The organism is Amycolatopsis sp. NPDC058986 (assembly GCF_042741125.1).
GTDB lineage: Bacteria > Actinomycetota > Actinomycetes > Mycobacteriales > Pseudonocardiaceae > Amycolatopsis.
Genome location: NZ_JBHYJW010000017.1, coordinates 60,281 through 81,082 on the forward strand (window position 1 = coordinate 60,281; position 20,802 = coordinate 81,082).

The following is a 20,802-nucleotide window of genomic DNA, read 5'->3' on the forward strand; positions in this document are numbered from 1 at the left end:
GGGTGAACATACCCCCAGGTCAGGCCATAAGGTGCGGTCATCGGCGTGGCGTCGTATGGTCCGCGCATGGGTAAGCACACCAAGCGGAAAGCGCCCTATCTGCCCAAGGTCGCTGCCGGTGCCGCACCACTCGCTCTCCTGTTCGCAGCCCCTGCCACCACCGCACTCATCGCCCCCGCCGAAGCCGCCACCCTTCCCCTCGATCTCCTGCCGCTCCCGCTGGATCACCAGCACGACAGCAGCATCACCCGCGACCTGACGTCGAACTCCGACGCCAGGACTTCGGCGTCCCACGGCTCGGTCGACGTCGTCCGCCATGACGTGTACCGCAAGCAGGTCGGCGCCGCGAGCGTCGTCTCGGACCTCCGGCACGCCGCGGGCGGCAGTCACGAAGACCGCGACACGACCGTCACCGACCCCCGCGGCGCGCCCGGCACGTCGCGGACGACCGACGACAGCCAAGGCGCCCGGCAGAGCCAGGTCCACATGGCGCGGCTCGGGAAACTGGTGGCGTCGGCGGGAAACGACCAATGGCTGCGCCGGACGGAAACGCGCGCCCTTTCGGTCGACTCCACCGCCGGTGCCGCGCGCACGCACGAAGAGGAACGGCGTCTGTTGGGCGCCGGGGAATCCAGCCGCCATGGCGTCTGGTTCCCGGAAAGAACCGATCTGCTGACAGAAAACGCCGAGCGGCTCGACTCCGGCCTCGCCCGTTCGGCCACGCTCGACACGGGCCCTTCCGGTGAAGGCCGGTTCGCCGGCGACCTCGGCGGCAGTCTCGACGGCGCCCGTTCCTCCGGGCAGGCCGTCGATTTCGGCGAGGTCGCGGCGTTCGGCACGACGTCGGCGCAACATGGACGCGGCCAGTTCAGCGGCACGCTCACCGCCGCGAAGTCCGGCACGCTGTCGCAGCGCCTCGCCGGGATCACCAACGGCACCTATGAGCAGGCACACGTGCTCGGCGGTCACGCCGGGTCGGTGTCGGGCAACGTCGGCTCCACCCAGGCGGCGAATCTCGCCAACCGGGCCTCGACCGACGAGACCCCGCCTCGCGTCGACGGTGACCTGACCGACTCGATCAGCGGCGACCTCGGCATCGAACACGTCATGCGGGTGCAGGGCGGGACGACGACGTCGGTGCGCGGCGTCCTGCCGGACCAGCCGCACGCGACACGGGTCCAGTCGCTGAGCGCCGGCGTCGCCGATCAGCCGCCTGTCGACCTCTCGCCACCCGCACTGACGCTGTAGCCCGCTCCGCTGAGGCAAGCGCCCCGATCGTCGGGCCCCGTCAGGAGCCGGGGCGGTCCTCTGGCGAGCGCGGTTCGGGGGTCTGGAACTGCCGGGTCGCCGCCGGGGGGACCGGCGCCGGGGTCTGCTGCTGCGGCTGCGCGGGCACGGCAGGCTGCTGGCCGGTGTCACCGGGCTGCCAGTGACGGCCGCCGGAGCTGTCGTAGGCCTCCTCGTCGAACGGGTCGACGATGTCGGCGATCTCCCCGAGGTCGCGCAGCAGCCGCTCCAGCCGCGACGGGCCCGCGTTCGGCACGACGCTGGCGAGCACCCACTCGTTCTCCAGCCACGCCACGCCGACGTCGCCGCCGAGCTGGTCCGCGGCGTCGACAAGATCCTGGGTGATGACCTGGCGGGCGCCCTCGGCGTCGTCGGCGAACGCGTAGCGCTGGCCGATCGGGCCGAGCATCTCGGGCATGTCGGCGCGCTGGAACGGCACGCTGGACAGCCACATCTCGATCGGGATCCGGTGGACCTTGTTGCAGCGCACCGCCACCACGACCGCCGGGATCTGCCCCTCCGACTCGATGTCGAAGATGAACACCGGGCGGCGGCCGTCGGAGGTGAAGGTCGAGCCTGCCACGACGTTGACCGCGGCGTCCGCGCCGAAGTAGCCGATCGCACCGCCGGACCACTGCCGCGGCAACCGCTCGTCCTCCTCGACGAACTGCCAGCCGCGCAGCTGGGCCCAGCGCATCCGCTCCCGGTTGCGGGAGCCCTCCTTCGCCCGGTCGGCGGCGAGCAGCCCTAGACCCGCCACCAGCGCGACGGCGGCGATGACGAACCAGATCCACGTAGGAATACCCACGAAGGTCAGGGTATCGCCCTCGACCCGCGAGAGATGATCGCCCGCGCCGTGTCGCGCCGCCCCTTTCGAGCCAATCGCCCGCCGCCGCCGTTCCGGAGCGCCAGACGCACTGCTCCATCCGGATGAAAACGCGACGTTCGCGGGAGGCGGTGACAACGCTGTCAGCGCCTGGTGTCCAGAACGACGCGCAGGGGAGGGTGAACGTCCCGAACGCGCCGTTGGGGACATGCGCTGCCGCCGCTGGGCCCGGTCCGGCTTGTGCCGAGGTCACGAATGGCCCGTTCAGGACGTTCAACGTCCACAATGGCCCCTTCGCGACATGCCTCCGGTGCAGCACCCGCGCCGGGATCCGTGAAGGACTCCTTACCGGCGTCCAGCGCCGGCAAGGAGTCCTTCACAGCCCAATCGGACGGAGCGCGTCAGACCTTGCTGACGGTCAGCGCGTCGGAGGCTTCCATGTCCGGCAGGTCGACACGCACGGTGTCGCCGTCCCGGATCTCGCCCGAGAGCAGCTTCCTGGCCAGCTGGTCACCGATCGCCGACTGCACCAGCCGCCGCAGCGGACGGGCACCGTAGATCGGGTCGAAACCGTTGAGCGCCAGCCATTCGCGGGCACCGTCGGTGACTTCCAGGTGCAACCGGCGCTGCGCCAGCCGCGACGCCAGCCGAGCGATCTGGATGTCCACAATGGACGTCAGCTGCTCGGTGCCGAGCGCGTGGAACACGACGATGTCGTCCAGCCGGTTCAGGAACTCCGGCTTGAACTGCCGCTGCACCACCGAAAGCACGGCATCCCGCCGCTGCCGCTCGTCGAGCGACGCGTCGGCGATCGCCTGCGAGCCGAGGTTCGAGGTCAGCACGAGGATCGTGTTGCGGAAGTCCACCGTGCGGCCCTGGCCGTCGGTCAGCCTGCCGTCGTCGAGTACCTGCAGCAGCACGTCGAACACGTCCGGGTGCGCCTTCTCGACCTCGTCGAGCAGCACCACCGAGTACGGACGGCGGCGGACGGACTCGGTCAGCTGCCCGCCCTGGTCGTAGCCGACGTACCCGGGCGGCGCGCCGACGAGCCGGGCCACCGAGTGCTTCTCGGCGTACTCGCTCATGTCGATCCGCAGCATCGCGCGCTCGTCGTCGAACAGGAACTCCGCCAGCGCCTTCGCCAGCTCGGTCTTGCCGACGCCGGTCGGGCCGAGGAACAGGAACGAACCGGTCGGCCGGTCGGGGTCGGCGACCCCGGCGCGGGCGCGGCGTACCGCGTCCGACACCGCCTTCACGGCCTCCTCCTGCCCGATCACGCGGTGGCCCAGCTCCTCTTCCATGCGCAGGAGCTTGCCCGTCTCGCCCTCCAGCAGCCGTCCGGCCGGGATGCCGGTCCACGCGCTGACGACGTCGGCGACATCGTCCGCGCCGACCTCCTCTTTAAGCATGACGTTCTGCTGACTGACCTCGCTCGCGGCCGTCGCGGCCTCGAACTCCTTCTCCAGCACGGGAATCCGGCCGTACCGCAGCTCGGCGGCCTTGCCGAGGTCACCGTCGCGCTCGGCCCGTTCCGACTCGCCGCGCAGCTGCTCCAGCTGCTCCTTCAGCTCGCGGACCTTCTCGATCGAGCCCTTCTCGTTCTGCCAGCGCGCGGTCAGCGCCGTCAGCGTTTCGCGCTTCTCGGCCAGTTCGGCACGCAATGCGGCGAGCCGCTCACGGGAGGCGGCATCGTCCTCTTTGGACAGTGCCATCTCCTCGATCTCCATCCGCCGCACGGCGCGCTCGACCTCGTCGATCTCCACCGGCCGCGAGTCGATCTCCATGCGCAGCTTCGACGCCGCCTCGTCCACGAGGTCGATCGCCTTGTCCGGCAGGAACCGCGCGGTGATGTAGCGGTCGGACAGCGCCGCGGCCGACACCAGCGCGGCGTCGGTGATCCGGACACCGTGGTGCACCTCGTACCGCTCCTTGAGGCCACGCAGGATGCCGATGGTGTCCTCGACCGACGGCTCGCCGACGAGCACCTGCTGGAACCGCCGCTCCAGCGCGGGGTCCTTCTCGATGTGCTCGCGGTATTCGTCCAGTGTGGTCGCGCCGACCATCCGCAGCTCGCCGCGTGCGAGCATCGGCTTGATCATGTTCCCGGCGTCCATCGCACCCTCGCCGGTCGCCCCGGCGCCGACGATGGTGTGCAGCTCGTCGATGAACGTGATGACCTCGCCCGCGGAGTCGGTGATCTCCTTGAGCACGGCCTTGAGCCGCTCCTCGAACTCCCCGCGGTACTTCGCGCCGGCGACCATCGAACCGAGGTCCAGCGCCACGACCCGCTTGCCACGCAACGACTCCGGCACGTCACCGGCGACGATGCGCTGCGCGAGCCCTTCGACGATGGCCGTCTTGCCGACGCCCGGCTCGCCGATCAGCACCGGGTTGTTCTTGGTACGCCGCGAAAGCACCTGCACGACGCGGCGGATCTCGGTGTCCCGGCCGATCACCGGGTCGAGTTCGCCCGCACGGGCCCGAGCGGTCAGGTCGACGCCGTACTTCTCCAGCGCCTTGAACGTGCCTTCCGGGTCCGGGCTGGTGATCCGCGCGGAACCGCGGACCTTGGCGAACGCCTCGCGCAGCGCGTCCGGCGTCGCGCCGTGGCGGCGCAGCAGGTCGGCGACCTGCGCACCCTCGGTGGCCAGCCCGACGAGCAGGTGCTCGGTCGAGACGTACTCGTCGCCGAGTTCGGTCGCGAGCTGCTGCGCGCGGGAAAGCGACTTGACGGCGGGCGCGTCGAACTGCGGGGTCGACACCGTCGCCCCGGTCGCCGAGGGCAACGCGCCGATGATCGGTTCGAGCTCCTTGTGCACCTGCTCCGGGTCGGCCCCGACCGCGGTCAGCAGCGGCGCGGTGAGCCCCTCACCCTGCGCCAGCAGGGCGCCGAGCAGGTGTGCCGCCGCAACGTGCGGGTTGCCTGCCATCGTGGCCGCCTGCGCCGCGGAGGAAATCGCCTGCTGGGTCTTCGTGGTCGGGTTGAAAGCGTCCATCCCTCACCTCGTGCTCGGGTACTGCTTCGTGCGTAGTCTGGTCAAAAGTCCTGGTCACCGCAGATCGCGATGCCTCTCGACAGGTATAACGTCAGGAAACTTGAGTCTGTTCCGCTCAACTCTGAATTGGTTGTACGGCGTGCGCGGGCAACCGGGGGCCGAGCCTGCCGAGCCCGGCGACGGCGAGGCAGGCGCAGATCCCGACCAGCACCCAGGGTAACCACACGGCGACGGCGAAGAGCGCGACGATGGCCGGGGCCAGCACCTGGGCGACGGTGAACGCGTATTGGAAAGCGGCCAGGTAGCGGCCCTTGGCCTCGGGTGGCGCCGCGGCCTCGGCCAGTGCCCCGGAGCGCGGGCCGAACACGAGATCGCCCGCCGCGAACACCAGCGTCGCCGCCAGCAGGTACGGCACCTCCCAGCCTGAGGGCAGGAGCAGCACGCCGAGACTGACAACGCACCACGCAGCGAACAACGCCGAACCGAGCCGCATCGCGGCGATCCGGCTCAGGCAGCGGGTCAGGCGCAGCGCGTACGTCCCGCCGACGCTGGTCAACACGGTCAGCAGGGCCAGGATGGCGCCGGGCAGCCAGACCGGTCCGCGCAGCTGCTCGAGCACGAACACCGGGGTGCCCACGAGGAAGAAGTCCAGCGACAGCCCGAACAGTCCGCTGAACACGATCAACGCCAGGTAGGGCCGGTTCCGGCAGACCCGCGCGGACATCCGCCGCCGGGTGCGCCGCGGCGGCACCGTGCGCACGAACACCGCCAGGATCAGCGCCGCGACACCGAAACTGACGGCGTCGGCGGCGACCACGATCCGGTAGCCGTCCTGCTCGATGCCGGTGAGCAGGACGGCGGCGGCCACCCCGCCAAGGCCGAACGCGCCCGCCCGCACCATCCCGGCCTCTGCGAACGGCCGGTCCTTCGGCACGTCCCCGGCGACCTGCGCGATCAGCGCGTACAGCGAGCTGTAGAACAGCTGCTGACCTGTCGTGAGGAGCACCGCGGCGAGCACGACCATGCCGAAGCCGCCGGCCAGCAGGTAGCACAGCAGCCCCGCGGCCTGGACGAGCTGAGCGCCGACGACCACCGAGCGTGGCCCGATCCGATCGACGAGCCGCCCGGCGACCGGCGGTACGAGAAGGCCGGCGAGGGTGCCCGCCGTGACGGCCGTCCCGGCCACCGCGAGCGGCAGTTCGACCACCCGCGTCACGTAGACGAGCGCCAGGGGAAGGAATAGTCCCGAGCCGAAATTGTCGATACCCAGCGCGCACAGCAGCGCCGCCCGGACACCTGTCACGCGCCAAACGCTACTGCCGGAAAACGGTGCGGAGGCAGGTCCGAAAGCCGCCTTTTTCCAGCGTAAATGACACTCCCGGTAGCACTTCGCGTGCTACCGGGAATCCCTTTCGTGTTCAGCCCGCGCGGCGTGCTCCGACACGCGGGACCGGTGCCAGTTCGACGTCGTATCGGGTCCGGCTTCCGGCCCCGACGGTGAACGCCCCGGCGAGCGGCTGGTGCCCCGGCGCGGCCACCGTGAGCGTGTACGCCCCCGGCGTGAGACCCGAAATCCCGTACCAGCCGTCGCCGCCCGCGTGCGTGGAGTCGACGACCGTGCCCTGACCATCCGTCACGGTCACCACCGCGCCCGCGACCGCCGCGTGCCTGCCCGCGGTGCGGACCCTGCCGCCGAGACCGCCGGTGCGTTCCAGCAGGAAGTCGTGCCGCAGCGGGATCTCGTCGAGCCGCACGGTCGAAACCTGCGGCCGGATCGCGTCCGAGGTCGCGAGCAGCACGTGATCACCGGGGCCCGGCGCGGTCAGCCGGTACTCGCCGCCGGGACCGGTGTGCCCGAGGTCGACCTGCCGTCCGGACGCGTCGGTGAGAGTGAGGACGACGCCCTCCACCGGCCGTCCGTTCGTCCCGAACACCCTGCCGTGCAGGTGCGAAACCGAAATCGAGACGGACGTCCCCAGCGGTGTCCGCTCGACAACCTCGTCGACGACCACCGTCTCGACGTCCAGCGACCGGCGCAGCGGGACCTCCTTCATCAGCAGCACGGCGACGAGCGTGACCACCGCGATACAGCCGGCGATGAGGAAGACCTTGCCGATCGCGTCGCCGTACGCGGTGTGCACGATCGTCTGCATCGGCCCGGACAGCGACTTGATGTCGAGCGTGCCCCCGCCCTTGGCCGCCCCCGCCGGGACACCGAGTTTCGCCAGCGACTCCGCGATGCTCGTGGAGACGTGCGAGGTGAGCACCGCACCGAGCGCGGACACCCCGGCCGCCCCGCCGAGCGAGCGGAAGAACGTGACCACCGACGAGGCCGAGCCCATGTCCTTCATCCCGACGCCGTTCTGCACGACCAGCACCAGGTTCTGCATGAGCAGCCCGACACCGACGCCGACCAGCGCGAGGTAGCCGCCCATGAGCGTCAGGTTCGTGGCGTGGTCGATCGTGGAGAGCAGGAACAGCCCGGCGACGAGCAGGACCGCGCCCGGCACCATGAACTGCTTCGTCCGGCCGGTGCGGGAGATGATCTGGCCCGCGACCGTCGAGGACACCGCGAGCCCGAGCAGCATCGGCATGGTCATCAGGCCGGCGTGCGTCGGCGTGAAACCGCGCGCGAGCTGGTAGTACTGGCCGAGGAACACCGAGGCGCCGAACATCCCGGTGCCGACCGCGAGCGAACCCAGCACGGCGAGGGTGAACGTCCGGTTCCGGAAGAGCCGCAGCGGTACCACCGGCTCGGCGGCCCGCGTCTCGGCGAACACCGCCAGCCCCAGCGCGAGCACCGCGCCGCCGACATAGGCCAGCGTCGACCACGAAACCCAGGCGAAGTTCTTGCCCGCCAAGGAGATCCACACCAGCAGCAGGGCGACGCCGCCGACGAGCAGGGTCGCACCGAACCAGTCGATCTTGACCTCGCGCTTGACCACCGGCAGCCGCAGCGTCCTGCCGAGCACGACGAACGCGATCACCGCGATCGGCACGCAGACCCAGAAACACCAGCGCCAGCCGAGCGGCGAGTCGACGATCAGGCCGCCGACCAGCGGGCCGGCGACGGTCGCGACGGCGATCACCGCGCCGATGTAACCGGAGTAGCGGCCGCGTTCCCGCGGCGGGATCATCGCGGCGATGACGATCTGGACCAGCGCCTGGAGGCCGCCGAGCCCGATGCCCTGCAGTGCCCGGTAGGCGATCAGCTCCGGCATCGACTGCGCGATGCCGCCGAGGACCGAACCGATCGTGAAGATCGCGATCGCCAGCTGGTAGAGCAGCTTCTTGCTGAAGAGGTCGGCGAGTTTGCCCCAGATCGGCGTCGTCGCGGTCGAGGTGAGCAGCATCGCGGTGACGACCCACGTGTACTCGCCCTGCGTGCCGTGCAGGTCGGCGAGGATCGTCGGCAGCGCGTTGGACACGATCGTCGACGACAACATCGCCACCAGCAAAGCCAGCAGCAGTCCGGAAAAAGCCTTCATGATCTGCCGGTGGGACATCTCCTGCCCACCGGCCTGCGAATCGATCGTGCTCACTCCTTGCTCACTTTCTCCTTGTCCGCCGCGGCGAAACAGCCTCCGGGAGCACCGAGCGTCGTCCGCAGGGCGTCGTTCAGCTCCGCCAGGCCGGTGGTGAGGGTGGTGATCCGCTCCTCGTCCCACTCGTCCAGCGCGTTCTTCATGAATTCGAGATAGGTGGCCCGCCAGCGCCCCAGCTCCGCGTGACCGCGTTCGGAGACGCTGATGAGCGTCGCGCGGCCGTCGTCGGGGGCGGGACGCCGGTCGATCAGCCCGGCCTCGCGCAGCTGCGCGACCTGCCTGCTGATCACCGAGAGGTCGACGAACCGGCGCTTCGCCAGTTCGGACGGCCGCGCCTCGCCGGACTTCGCGAGGTCCGAGAGGAGCATGACGGCGGCGGGGTGCAGGTCGGGCTGAGTCTTCCAGGCCTGGATGATCCAGGCGTGCTGGATCAGGGCGGCGGCCCTGAGCTCGCGCACCAGCTCCAGCCGGACGTCCTCACCCTCGGTCGTGCTGCCCATCGGAGTCTCCCTACCCTCACTTGGTTGCGCCATACAACTATATCTCCAGAAGGTTGCGTAGCACAACTATCGACCCGGTGAGCTGCCCCACGTCCGTGTCCCGGCGATACACCCGTCCGGAGCAACGATGCAGGCAAAGAGCCGCTTGGCGGCTACTCTGCGGACGAGCCACGAACCGCGATCGGTGTGGCCCGGTTCAATCGAAGAGGTGGAGTAGTGGTCGATTCCTCCGGAGGCCCCCTGGCGTTCCAGTACGGCGAGAATTGCCGTCTTCACCCTCGGGCAGTTCGTGAATAGTCGCCACCCTGCTCGCCCGCACTCCCGACCAGCGAATACCTGCCCATGACAGCCGATTCGGTCAGCCCGCTCCCACGCTCCTCCACCCCCCGGGAGGCCCCGCCCGCCGTCACCGCCATGGTGCGGCTCATCCGGGTCACCTGGGAGAAGTCCGAACCGTTCATCCCGGAGATCTCGCAGTTCTTCTACGGGATGCTCTTCACGCTGGCGCCCGCCACCCGCGACTTCTTCCCGATCAACATGGAGGTACAGCGCGGCAGGCTGGTGCGCGCGCTGGTGCACATCGTGCAGATGGTGGACCGGCCGGACGACCTCGTGCCGTTCCTGCGGCAGCTCGGCCGGGACCATCGCAAGTTCGGCGTCGTGCCGCGCCACTACGAAGCGGTCGGCACCGCGCTGCTCGCTTCGCTCAAGAACCATCTCGGTCCGGAGTGGACCCCGGAGGTCGAGCGCGCCTGGGCCGAGGCGTTCACCATCGTCGCGCGCGCGATGCAGGAGGCGGCCGCGGCCGACGCGAACCCGGCGTCGTGGCAGGCCACCGTGCTCGAACACCGGCGGCTCACCTGGGACCTCGCACTGGTGCGGGTCATGCCCGAGCACCCGGTGCCGTATCTGCCAGGGCAGTACATGAGCGTCGAGGTGCCGCAGCGGCCGCGGCTGTGGCGCTACCTGTCCCCGGCGAACGCGCCGCGTGAGGACGGCGGCATCGAGTTCCACGTCCGCGCCGTCGACGGCGGCTGGGTCTCCCGCACGATCGTCAGCCACACGCAGCCCGGGGACGTCTGGCGGCTCGGGCCGCCGCTGGGCAGGCTCGCGATCGACCGGGAAAGCGGGCGCCCCGTCGTGATGGTCGCGGGCGGTACCGGCGTCGCGCCGCTGCGGTCCATTCTCGACCACCTCGCGCTGTGGGGCGAGAACCCGAAGGTGCGACTGTTCTATGGCGGCCCGACCCGCGACTCCCTCTACGACCTCGACGAGCTTCGCGCGCTCTCCTCGACCAATCCGTGGCTGACCATCACGCCGGTGGTCGAACGCGGTGACGACGCGCCGGGCTGCGAGCAGGGCACGCTCGCCGAGGCCGTCACCCGCTACGGCGCGTGGGAGGGCCACGACATCCTGGTCGCGGGGTCACCGGCGATGATCCGCGCGACCGTGTCGCGGATGCTCGTCGCCGGGAGCGCGCTGGACCAGATCCAGTACGACCCGTTCACCATCGACTGAGCCGGCACCGCACGCAATTCGCCGGTTCTTACCCGGTGAAAACCCTGTCGTGCCAACAAAAAACCTCGAAAGATCGTTTTCACTCAGCGACATTCGGGGTTGACGAGGCGTGTCGAAATTGCTCCGTTCGAGCGGAAGTACGCCAATTCCGCGTCTTTTCCGGGGAATGGGCATAGGGTCGGGAAAGCTCGGGGGCGGGCACCGCGGATGCGATGCGTTGGATCGCAGGAATGCCTGTCAGAACTGGAGATACCCGTTCCCGATGATTGAGCCGATGACGTATGCCCGAACACCTCTGCCACCGGTTCCGGCAGCCGAAAGCCAGCGGATGGCAAGACTCGTCCGCGACAGTTTCGCCGCGGTCGAGCCGAAAGCCGACGAAGTCGCGCGGTACTTCTACGGCGTGCTGTTCACGATCGCGCCGGAAACCCGGGCGCTGTTCCCGATCACCATGACCGTCCAGCGCGACAGACTGCTGCGGGCCTTGGTCTACATCGTCCAGATGGTCGACCGGCCGGACGAGCTGGTCACCTTCCTGCGCCAACTGGGCCGCGACCACCGCAAGTTCGACGTGCTGGAACGTCACTACGACGCCGTCGGGACCGCACTCGTCGCGGCGTTGAAACGCTTTCTCAAAGACCGCTGGACCGCCGAGATCGAGGCCGCATGGACCACGGCGTACGGACTGATCGCGAAGACCATGCGGGAGGCAGCGGCGGCCGAAGCCGGACCGTCGTGGTGGTCCGCGACGGTGGTCGAACACCGCAGGCTCACCCGCGACGTCGCACTGGTACGGCTGCGGACCGCCGAGCCGCTGCCGTACCACCCCGGCGGCTATGTGAGCGTCGAAACCCCGCACCGGCCGCGGTTGTGGCGTTACCTCTCCCCGGCCACAGCCCCGCGCAACGACGGCATCCTGACGTTCCACGTCCGCGCCGTCCCCGGCGGCTGGGTGAGCCGCGCGATCGTGCACCACACCCGGCCCGGCGAGGTGTGGCGGATCGGACCCTCGATGGGCTCGCTGTCGGTCCAGCCGTCCGCCCGGCCGCGACCGCTGCTGATGATCGGCGGCGGCACCGGGATCACGCCGCTGCTGTCCATTCTCGACGATCTGTCCTGCTGGAAGCACAACCCGCGCGTCCACCTGTTCTTCGGCGGTCGAAGACCAGGAGACCTCTACGCGCTGGGTGATCTGCGCAAGCTGGCCGCGACGGCGAGGTGGCTGACCATCACCCCGGTGACCGAAGAGGGCGCGGTGCCCGGTGGCGATCGGGGATCGCTGGCCACCGCGGTGACTCAGCGCGGTGCGTGGAACACCCACGACATCCTGGTGTCCGGATCGCCGCCGATGATCCGCGCCACGATCGCCCAGTTGCTGGCGACGGGCACCGAGCTGGAGCGGATCTCCTACGACCCGTTCACGCTGGACTGAAGTGTCCGCGCATTCCGGATACCGTGGGTATGGCGAAACCGGCGGTTTCGGCCTAAGGTCGCGACATGGAGATCAGCGTCCCCGCACCGGGCGGCCCCATCGACGGTTACCTCGCCGAGCCGAAAGGCGACGGCCCGCATCCGGCCGTCGTGATCATCCACGACGTGACGGGCCTTTCGCAGGACGCCAGGAACATCACCGATCGGTTCGCCGCGGAGGGCTATCTCGCGCTGAGCCCGAACATGTACTCGCGCGGCGGGCTCGTCCGCTGCGTGAAAGGCGTTTTCCAAAATCTTTTCGCGCAGCAAGGACGCGCTTTCGACGATATCGAAGCCTCGCGTCAACTGCTCGCCGCGCGGGAGGATTGCACCGGCAAGGTCGGTGTCGTGGGGTTCTGCATGGGCGGCGGATTCGCGTTGATCGCGGCGACCCGGGAATTCGACGCGTCGGCACCCTATTACGGAATGCTGCCGAAGGACCTCTCCGTCCTGGACGGCGCCTGCCCGGTCGTCGCGAGTTTCGGCAAGAAGGACGTCAGCCTGCGCGGCGCCGCCGCCAAGCTCGAAGTGAAACTGGCCGAAGCCGGGATTCCCCACGACGTCAAGGAATATCCCGAAGCCGGGCACAGCTTCGCGAACCAGTTCCGGCTCGGCCCGCTCAACGCGTTGATCAAGGTGGCCGGGTTCGGCTACCACGAGGCGTCCAGTGAAGACGCGTGGCGCCGGGTGACCGCGTTCTTCGACGAGCACCTCGTCCGAACGGAGTGAGCCGTTCGGACCTGCGCGAACGGCCGTTCAGTGGCTCTTCGTTGACCACTGTATGCGTTTACTTCTATGGTCTAGACCACGTCTTCCGCCAAGAGACGGAAACGCTTCGCCCTCTGGAACAGAGCTGTTCGAGGAGCCGATATGACGTGGAAGCACAAACTCGGGGCGGCCGCGGCCGGTGCCGCACTCGCCCCGCTCATCGTGGTGGCCCTGCCGGCGACCATCGCCAGCGCGCACGGCTACGTCTCCTCGCCGCCGAGCAGGCAGGCGATGTGCGCACAGGGCAAGGTGCCGAACTGCGGCGACATCATCTATGAGCCCCAAAGCGTCGAAGGGCCGAAGGGCCTGCGCAGCTGCAGCGGCGGTGTCGGCCGTTTCTCCGAACTCGACGACGAATCCAAGCCGTGGCCGTCGACGTCGGTCGGCAACTCGGTGTCGTTCAACTGGGTCCTGACCGCGCGGCACGCGACCAGCACCTGGGAGTACTACATCGGCGGCACGCGGCTCGCGGTGTTCGACGACCACGGCAGGCAGCCGGGCGCGACCGTGCAGCACACCGTGAGCATGGGCTCGTTCACCGGCAGGCAGAAGCTGCTCGCCATCTGGAACATCGCCGACACGGCCAATGCCTTCTACGCGTGCGTCGACCTGCAGATCGGCGGTGGCGGCCCGACGACTCCGCCCACCACTCCGCCGACGACACCCCCGACCACCCCTCCGACGACACCGCCGAGCACGACGCCCACGACGCCACCCACCGGTGGCACGTGGACCGCGGGCACGGCGTATCAGCCGGGCGCCGAAGTGACCTACAACGGCGCGACGTACAAATGCCTCCAGGCCCACACCGCGCTGCCCGGCTGGGAACCGTCGAGCACGCCCGCGCTGTGGCAGAAACTGTGAGGTTCCGGCTCTTCCTGGGTTTGGCTGTCGCGCTTCTGGTGCTCACCGGATGTTCCGGGGGCGCGGCGGCCCCACCACCGGTACGCACGCCGTCGAGCGCGCCGGAGTTCAACGCCGCCGACGTGATGTTCCTGCAGATGATGATCCCGCATCACGAGCAGGGCGTGGAGATCGTCCGGCTGGCGCGTGACCATCCGGTGCGCCCGGCGGTCGCCGAACTCGCCGCGGCGATCGAGACGACGCAACGGTCCGAGGCCGAGGGCATGAAGGGCTGGTTGCGTGACTGGGGCCAGCCCGCCACGGCCGACGCGGGTGCGCACGCGGCACACGGTGGCATGCGGATGACCGACCCCGATCTGGTCGGCGCGCTGAAGTCCGCTCCCGGCAAGGACTTCGAGCGCCGATTCCTCGACATCCTCGCCGGGCACCAGCACAACGCCGTCGAAATGGCCCAGACCGAAACCTCGACAGGCAAGAACCCCGCCGCCCGCGATCTGGCCCACCGCATCGTCGAATCCCGCACCGCCGAGATCAAGCAGCTCCTCGGCTACACCACCTGACGCCCCTGCCCCACCACCAAGGCACCCCCCACCCGCCCTTGGGGGACGTCCCTGCACCATTCTATCGCCCGGCACCGACAAAACCCCGACTTCGACAGCGCAGGGCACTAGTTGTCCACAACGGACGGTTCCCGTGGAAACGGCGCGGCACGGGAATCGTGTCCGTGGAGGCCACATTGAGGGACTCTGATTCCCTCAATGTGGCATTCGCGGACTTCGAGGCGCACGAACGGTCCGTTCGTGCGGAGGCGATGCCCGAAGACGCCGCGGTCGTACGCGTCATCGAGGACATCAGGACCGCCTCAAGGGCCGCTCTAAGCGTCTGTCGCGTCGGGAGTGGACGATGCGGGCACGTCGCTCTCGGCACGAGGACCGCGGACGATGCCCCATCCCACGAGAGTCGCGGACAACAGGGTGAGCGCGAGACCCGCGTAGGTGATCGCGTCCCCGAAGTCGACGGTCTGCTGGGCGCTCCAAACGGCCTTCGTCAGCGCGCCGGGGAAGATCGCCGCCAGAATGGTGCCGCTGAGGGCGATGCCGATCCCGGTGGTGACCTCGCTGGCGGTATCGATGAGCGCGGCTCCGATGGTGGTGCGGTTCTCCGGCAGGCCACGCATCACATTGTTGCCCGCCACGACACCGACCACGCGCATACCCGCCGCGACGAGGACGAGTGCGGCGGCGATCCAGACGTAGCCGAGCCTGCCGAGTGCCGTGTAGACGGCGAGTCCGCACACGACCGCGACGGCGCTGAGCCAGGCGGCCTTGGTGAGCCCGACGCGGGTGATCAGGGGACTGATGAGCGCACCCCCGGCGATCAGGACGACGACCTGGGGCAGCATCCCGATGGCCGCTTGGGCGGGTGTCCAGCCCAGATCGAGCTGAAGCTGCAGTGTCACGAGGTAACTGAGCCCGGCCGTGGCCAGTCCCGCCGCCGCCTTGAGCGCCAGACCACTGGACACGAGCGGGCGCGCGACGAGCTTCAGGTCGAGCAAGGGGTGCCGGGCGGTCTTCTCGCGGATGACGAAGCAGGTCCCGACGACGAGGGCCGCCGCGGTGGCGACCCAGGGCAGCGCCGAGGCGGCGCCTGCTTCGACGAAGAACGTGGGGGCGAGAAGCGCGAGGACGATCGTCGCGGTACCCAGGACAGCGCCCGCGACGTCGATCGGATCACGGTGCAGGTCGGCGGGGTCATCGGCGGGGATACCGACGCGAATGCCGATGAACGCGAGCGCGGCGACCGGCGCGTTCGCCAGCAGCAGGACCTGCCACGGCGCGAAGGTGAGCACGAAACCGCCGACGGTGGGGCCGACAGCGAGACCGACCAGGCCCACCGTCGAGATCAGCGTGGTCGCGCGCACGCGCAGCTTGTCATCGGTGAACAGCCGGAACGCGAGAGCGAGTGACCCCGGCGTCGTCATCGCGGCCGCGACACCCATGAGCACCCGGACGGCGATGAGCTGCCACGCGACGGTGACGAACATCGTGGCCAGGCTCGCCACGCCGAGCAGCACGAGGCCGACGAGCATGACCTTGCGGCGGCCGGCGCGGTCGGCCAGCGCTCCGAACGCCAGCATCAGCCCGCCGAACACCACGGAATACGCCCCGGTCACCCATTGCAGGGTGGTCGTCGAGGCGGAGAGCTGACGGCCGATGGTCGGCAACGCGACATTGAGGACCGAGTTGTCGAGCATCTCGAACAGGAACACGGCCGAGAGCCCGGCCAGCGCAGGCCAAACCTCGACCAGCGACCGAGGGGTACTCGGCGTCGCGCGGGATTGTCGATGAACAGGGGGATGCATTGCGCACTCCTTCGAGGTGAAGGAGTGACGGATCGCTCGATACCGCGTATGCGCGTGCTCCCGGGGAGCACGTTTCTACCCCGATATCCGGATACTACAACATCCTCAGCGGACCGTTCACGACCTTGCGGCGGACATCACGGACTTCGGCCGAGGTGAACCGGGTACGAAAGAATGGGACGCCCGGTCACGAGGACCGGACGCCCCATCCGCGCCGAAAGCCGGAATCTACCGGCGTTTCGTTGGCTTCCACACGACCAGCGAGGTCTGGGGCTGGAACGGCACCAGATCCTTCCGGTACGAAGCGTGCACCGCCGCGACGCTGCGCTCCGCCGCGGCGTAGGCGGCCGCGAGTTCTTCGGTCAGTTCGGCGAGCCGGGAGCGGAGCGCGTCGACCTGGTTCTCCAGTTCGATGATGCGCTTGATGCCCGCGAGGTTGACGCCGTCCTCCTGCGAGAGCCGCTGCACCTCGCGCAGCAGCGCGATGTCCCGCATCGAGTAGCGCCGACCACCACCGGAGGTCCGGCCGGGGGAGACGAGACCCTGGCGGTCGTACGACCGCAGGGTCTGCGCGTGCATGCCGGAAAGCTGTGCCGCCACCGAGATGACGAACACCGGCGTGTCCTCGTCCGCGCCGTGGGGCAGTCCGCCGAACATCGCACTCACCTGCCTTCGAGCAGTTTGGTGATCTCCGGCCGGGGATCGTGCCCGGCCATCGCCTCGGCGTACGTCTCCAGCGCCGCGCGCGCCTCGTCGTCCAGTTTGGCGGGAACCGCCGCCTGAAGAGTGACCAGAAGGTCGCCCTGTGAACCGTCCCGTTTCGCGATGCCCTTGCCGCGCACCCGCAGCACCCGGCCGCTCGCGGTGCCCGGTGGCACCTTCAGCGACACCTTGCCCTCCAGCGTGGGCACGGTGATCGTGGTGCCGAGCGCGAGCTCGGTGAAGTCGACCGGCACCGAAAGCGTCAGGTCGAGTTCCTTGCGCCCGAACAGCTCGTGCGGCGCGACGTGCACGCGGACGTACAGATCGCCCGCCTGCGCCCCGCCACGGCCGGGCTCGCCCTGACCGGCCAGCCGGATCCGCTGGTTGTCGTCGACACCCGGCGGGATCCGGACCGTCAGCGTCCGCGTGCGAGTGCTGACGCCTTCGCCGCCGCATTCGGGGCACGGGTCGTCGATGATCGTCCCGCGGCCACGGCAGTCACGGCACGGCTCGGAGAACGCGAACGCGCCCTGACTGCGGCTGACCAGCCCGGATCCCTGACAGGTCGGGCAGGTCCGCGGCGAGGTGCCGGGCTTGGCGCCCTGGCCACCACAGGTCGAACACGTCGCCGGGCTCGACAGCCGCAGCGGCAGGGTCGCACCCTTGACCGCCTCGACGAAGTCGATCCGGACGTCGGTCTCGACGTCCGCGCCGCGCTGCGGCCGGTTCGCCGTGGCGCCCGCCGAGCCGCGACGGCCGAACAGCCCGCCGAGGATGTCGCCGAGCCCGCCGAAACCGCCCTGCTGGCCGCCCGCCTGACCGAAGATGTCGCCGACGTCGAAGCCGCCCGAGCCACCGCCCGGGAAGTTGAACCCGCCCGCGCCGCCGGAGCCGAAGAGACGCCGTGCCTCGTCGTACTCCTTGCGCTTGGCCGGATCCGACAGCACGCCGTAGGCCTCGGAGACCGCCTTGAACTTCTGCTCGGCCTCCGCGTTGCCCGCGTTGGCGTCGGGGTGGTTCTCCTTGGCGAGCTTGCGATAGGACTTCTTGATCTCGTCGGCCGTGGCGTCGGAGGAGACGCCCAGCTCGCGGTAGAAGTCCTTACCGATCCATTCTCGCGCACTCACCGAACGTCTCCTCCTTCCTCACGTGACGACTTACTGCTGGTTCTGCTCATCGAGGCCGTCCAGCGGCAGCTCGCCGCCGACCGGCGGGTCCACCGGCGCGGCGCCCGGTTCGTGGTCGGTGACCGCGACCAGCGCGGCCCGCAGCACCCGCTCCCCGAAGCGGTACCCGCGGCGCATGACCACGGTGACCGTCGGGCCCGCCACCTCGGGCGAGGTGTTGTGCTGCACCGCCTCGTGCACGCTCGGGTCGAAGGGCTCGCCCTCGGCACCGAACGATTCGAGGCCGGACCGCTGCAACGAGCCGATCAGCTTGTCCGCGACGGCCTTGAACGCGCCGGTGAGATCACCGTGCTGCTCTGCCCGCTCGAGGTCGTCGAGCAACGGCAGCAGGTCGCCGACCACCGACGCCTTCGCGGACTGCGCCACGGCCTCCCGGTCGCGGTCGACCCGCTTGCGGTAGTTCGCGTACTCGGCCTGCAGGCGCTGCAGGTCGGCGGTGCGCTCGGCCAGCTCCTTCTCGACGCCGGACGCGGCCTCGACGGCTTCGTCCACTGTGGACTCGCCGAGCGAGGGGCCCGCCGCGTGCTTGGGTTCGCGCACGGGCTCCTCCACCGGCTGTTCGCTCTCCGGGGCGGGCTGGCGGACCTGACCGGACTGCGGGTCGATCCGCCGCCGATCCCTTACGACCACCGGTTCGTCCGGGCCCCGGCCCTCGGTTTCGTCGTAGCTGTGGGTCACTTCTTGGTGTCCTTCGGCTCTTCCTCGACGATCTCGGCGTCCACGACGTCATCGGCCTTGGCCTTGGCGCCCGCGTCGGACGCACCGGCCGCGCCGTCGGCGGCACCAGCGCCCGCGGCACCGGCCGCGCCGTCGGCGTTCGCGTTGGCGTAGAGCGCGGTGCCCAGCTCCTGCGAAGCGGCGTTCAGCTTCTCGATGGCCTCGCGGATCTTGGTCGAGTCCGTGCCCTTGAGCGCCTCGTTGGCCTCGTCGATCGCGGTCTTGACCTTGCCCTTGAGCTCCTCGGGCAGCTTGTCCTCGTTGTCCTTGACGAACTTCTCGGTCTGGTAGACGAGCGTCTCCGCCTGGTTGCGGGTCTCCGCCTCCTCGCGGCGCTTCTTGTCCTCCTCGGCGTGCGCCTCGGCGTCCTTGACCATGCGCTCGATGTCGTCCTTCGGCAGCGCGGAGCCGCCGGTGATCGTCATCGACTGCTCCTTGTTCGTGCCGAGGTCCTTCGCGAGGACGTGCACGATGCCGTTGGCGTCGATGTCGAAGGTGACCTCGATCTGCGGCACGCCACGCGGGGCCGGGGGCAGCCCGGTCAGCTCGAACATGCCGAGCTTCTTGTTGTGCGCGGCGATCTCGCGCTCACCCTGGAACACCTGGATCTGCACCGACGGCTGGTTGTCGTCCGCGGTGGAGAAGATCTCCGAACGCTTGGTCGGGATCGTGGTGTTGCGCTCGATGAGCTTGGTGAACACGCCGCCCTTGGTCTCGATGCCCAGCGACAGCGGGGTCACGTCCAGCAGCAGGACGTCCTTGACCTCGCCCTTGAGCACACCGGCCTGCAGCGCCGCGCCGACCGCGACGACCTCGTCCGGGTTCACGCCCTTGTTCGGCTCGCGGCCGCCGGTCAGCTCCTTGACCAGGTCGGACACCGCGGGCATCCGGGTGGAACCACCGACGAGCACGACGTGGTCGATGTCGCCCACGGCGATACCGGCGTCACGGATGACGTTGTTGAACGGCTGACGGGTGCGCTCCAGCAGGTCCGAGGTGATCTTCTGGAACTCGGCGCGCGACAGCTGCTCGTCGAGGAACAGCGGGTTCTTGTCCGCGTCCACGGTGATGTAGGGCAGGTTGATGCTGGCCGAGTTCGAGCTGGACAGCTCGATCTTCGCCTTCTCCGCAGCCTCACGGATGCGCTGCAGCGCCATCTTGTCCTTGGTGAGGTCGATGCCGTTGGCGGCCTTGAACTTGTCGACCAGCCAGGTGACGATGCGCTCGTCCCAGTCGTCACCACCGAGGTGGTTGTCACCGGAGGTCGCGCGGACCTCGACGACGCCCTCGCCGATCTCCAGCAGCGAGACGTCAAAGGTGCCGCCACCGAGGTCGAAGACCAGGATGGTCTGTTCCTTCTCGCCCTTGTCCAGGCCGTACGCCAGCGCGGCCGCGGTCGGCTCGTTGACGATGCGGAGCACGTTCAGGCCCGCGATCTGCCCGGCCTCCTTGGTGGCCTGGCGCTGCGCGTCCTCGAAGTACGCCGGGACGGTGATGACCGCGTCGGTGATGGGCTCGCCCAGGTACGCCTCGGCGTCGCGCTTGAGCTTCATCAGCACGCGCGCGCTGATCTCCTGCGAGGTGTAGTTCTTGCCGTCGATCTCGGTCTTCCAGTCGGTACCGATGTGCCGCTTGACCGACCGGATGGTCCGGTCGACGTTCGTCACGGCCTGGTTCTTCGCCGGCTGGCCGGTCAGCACTTCACCGTTCTTGGCGAAGGCGACGATGGACGGGGTGGTGCGGGAACCTTCCGAGTTGGCGATGACCGTCGGCTCGCCGCCCTCAAGGACGGCGACGACCGAGTTGGTCGTGCCGAGGTCGATGCCGACCGCTCGCGCCATGGTGTGATCCTCCTGAGTAACGCAGCTCTACTGCTTGTTGTTCGTGACCTGCTGCTTCGGCGCCGCCGCTGTCCACATTGAGCGGCCCCGAGTCAAGTTCTATCCGGCCTCCGCGCGCCCCGTCAAGCAGACTTGAGTCGGATGCGCTCAACCTTCGTACTAGGCTAACGGGCAGGTCGCGGCTCTTGTTCCCGAGATCGCCAAAAACTGAACGTAACC

Annotated in this window: 16 protein-coding genes; 6 read left to right on the top strand and 10 right to left on the bottom strand. The window is 69.3% G+C overall.

Annotation, left to right across the window (positions count from 1 at the left end; genetic code table 11):
- Positions 1–66 precede the first annotated feature (66 nt).
- Positions 67–1,248 carry a hypothetical protein gene (locus ACFW0G_RS17315; RefSeq protein WP_378326287.1) on the top strand — a complete coding sequence of 394 codons (1,182 nt, stop codon included), beginning with the start codon at positions 67–69 and terminating at the stop codon, positions 1,246–1,248.
- Positions 1,249–1,288: 40 nt separating this feature from the next.
- On the opposite strand, the gene ACFW0G_RS17320 is transcribed toward ACFW0G_RS17315, so the two are convergent.
- The 5 genes from ACFW0G_RS17320 to ACFW0G_RS17340 form a co-directional block, all read right to left on the bottom strand.
- Positions 1,289–2,095, bottom strand: coding sequence for a hypothetical protein (locus tag ACFW0G_RS17320; RefSeq protein WP_378326288.1), 807 nt, complete (start codon positions 2,093–2,095; stop codon positions 1,289–1,291).
- A 419-nt stretch (positions 2,096–2,514) separates the two neighbouring features.
- Positions 2,515–5,109, bottom strand: coding sequence for an ATP-dependent chaperone ClpB (gene clpB, locus ACFW0G_RS17325; RefSeq protein WP_378326289.1), 2,595 nt, complete (start codon positions 5,107–5,109; stop codon positions 2,515–2,517).
- Positions 5,110–5,224: 115 nt separating this feature from the next.
- Positions 5,225–6,412: an MFS transporter gene (locus tag ACFW0G_RS17330; RefSeq protein ID WP_378326290.1), complete on the bottom strand. Its 1,188-nt coding sequence runs from the start codon at positions 6,410–6,412 to the stop codon at positions 5,225–5,227.
- A 115-nt stretch (positions 6,413–6,527) separates the two neighbouring features.
- Positions 6,528–8,615, bottom strand: a complete 2,088-nt coding sequence (locus tag ACFW0G_RS17335; RefSeq protein ID WP_378326381.1) for an MFS transporter — start codon at positions 8,613–8,615, stop codon at positions 6,528–6,530.
- Between the two features lie 32 nt (positions 8,616–8,647).
- Positions 8,648–9,154: a MarR family winged helix-turn-helix transcriptional regulator gene (locus ACFW0G_RS17340; RefSeq protein WP_378326291.1), complete on the bottom strand. Its 507-nt coding sequence runs from the start codon at positions 9,152–9,154 to the stop codon at positions 8,648–8,650.
- 342 nt (positions 9,155–9,496) lie between these two features.
- On the opposite strand from ACFW0G_RS17340, the gene ACFW0G_RS17345 reads away from it, so the two are divergent.
- The 5 genes from ACFW0G_RS17345 to ACFW0G_RS17365 all read left to right on the top strand — a co-directional run bounded on the left by ACFW0G_RS17345 (position 9,497) and on the right by ACFW0G_RS17365 (position 14,334).
- Positions 9,497–10,672, top strand: a complete 1,176-nt coding sequence (locus tag ACFW0G_RS17345; protein WP_378326292.1) for a globin domain-containing protein — start codon at positions 9,497–9,499, stop codon at positions 10,670–10,672.
- A gap of 328 nt (positions 10,673–11,000) precedes the next feature.
- Positions 11,001–12,104: a globin domain-containing protein gene (locus tag ACFW0G_RS17350; RefSeq protein WP_378326294.1), complete on the top strand. Its 1,104-nt coding sequence runs from the start codon at positions 11,001–11,003 to the stop codon at positions 12,102–12,104.
- A 65-nt stretch (positions 12,105–12,169) separates the two neighbouring features.
- The gene (locus ACFW0G_RS17355) at positions 12,170–12,871 is read left to right on the top strand and encodes a dienelactone hydrolase family protein (RefSeq protein WP_378326295.1); all 702 of its coding nucleotides are present in this window, start codon (positions 12,170–12,172) and stop codon (positions 12,869–12,871) included.
- 141 nt (positions 12,872–13,012) lie between these two features.
- Positions 13,013–13,774 (top strand): lytic polysaccharide monooxygenase, encoded by a 762-nt coding sequence (locus ACFW0G_RS17360; protein WP_378326296.1) that lies wholly within the window; start codon positions 13,013–13,015, stop codon positions 13,772–13,774.
- Positions 13,759–14,334: a DUF305 domain-containing protein gene (locus ACFW0G_RS17365; RefSeq protein ID WP_378326297.1), complete on the top strand. Its 576-nt coding sequence runs from the start codon at positions 13,759–13,761 to the stop codon at positions 14,332–14,334. Before ACFW0G_RS17360 ends, ACFW0G_RS17365 begins: the two co-directional genes overlap by 16 nt.
- 314 nt (positions 14,335–14,648) lie before the next feature.
- Here the strand turns inward: ACFW0G_RS17365 and ACFW0G_RS17370 are convergent, their stop codons facing one another.
- The 5 genes from ACFW0G_RS17370 to dnaK form a co-directional block, all read right to left on the bottom strand.
- The gene (locus ACFW0G_RS17370) at positions 14,649–16,136 is read right to left on the bottom strand and encodes an MFS transporter (RefSeq protein WP_378326298.1); all 1,488 of its coding nucleotides are present in this window, start codon (positions 16,134–16,136) and stop codon (positions 14,649–14,651) included.
- 228 nt (positions 16,137–16,364) lie between these two features.
- Entirely contained in the window at positions 16,365–16,793 is a 429-nt protein-coding gene (locus ACFW0G_RS17375; RefSeq protein ID WP_378326299.1) for a heat shock protein transcriptional repressor HspR, read from the bottom strand.
- 5 nt (positions 16,794–16,798) lie between these two features.
- Positions 16,799–17,965 carry a molecular chaperone DnaJ gene (gene dnaJ / locus ACFW0G_RS17380; protein ID WP_378326300.1) on the bottom strand — a complete coding sequence of 389 codons (1,167 nt, stop codon included), beginning with the start codon at positions 17,963–17,965 and terminating at the stop codon, positions 16,799–16,801.
- Positions 17,966–17,995: 30 nt separating this feature from the next.
- Positions 17,996–18,703 (bottom strand): nucleotide exchange factor GrpE, encoded by a 708-nt coding sequence (gene grpE / locus ACFW0G_RS17385; protein ID WP_378326301.1) that lies wholly within the window; start codon positions 18,701–18,703, stop codon positions 17,996–17,998.
- Entirely contained in the window at positions 18,700–20,583 is a 1,884-nt protein-coding gene (gene dnaK / locus ACFW0G_RS17390) for a molecular chaperone DnaK (protein ID WP_378326302.1), read from the bottom strand. Before dnaK ends, grpE begins: the two co-directional genes overlap by 4 nt.
- Positions 20,584–20,802 lie beyond the last annotated feature (219 nt).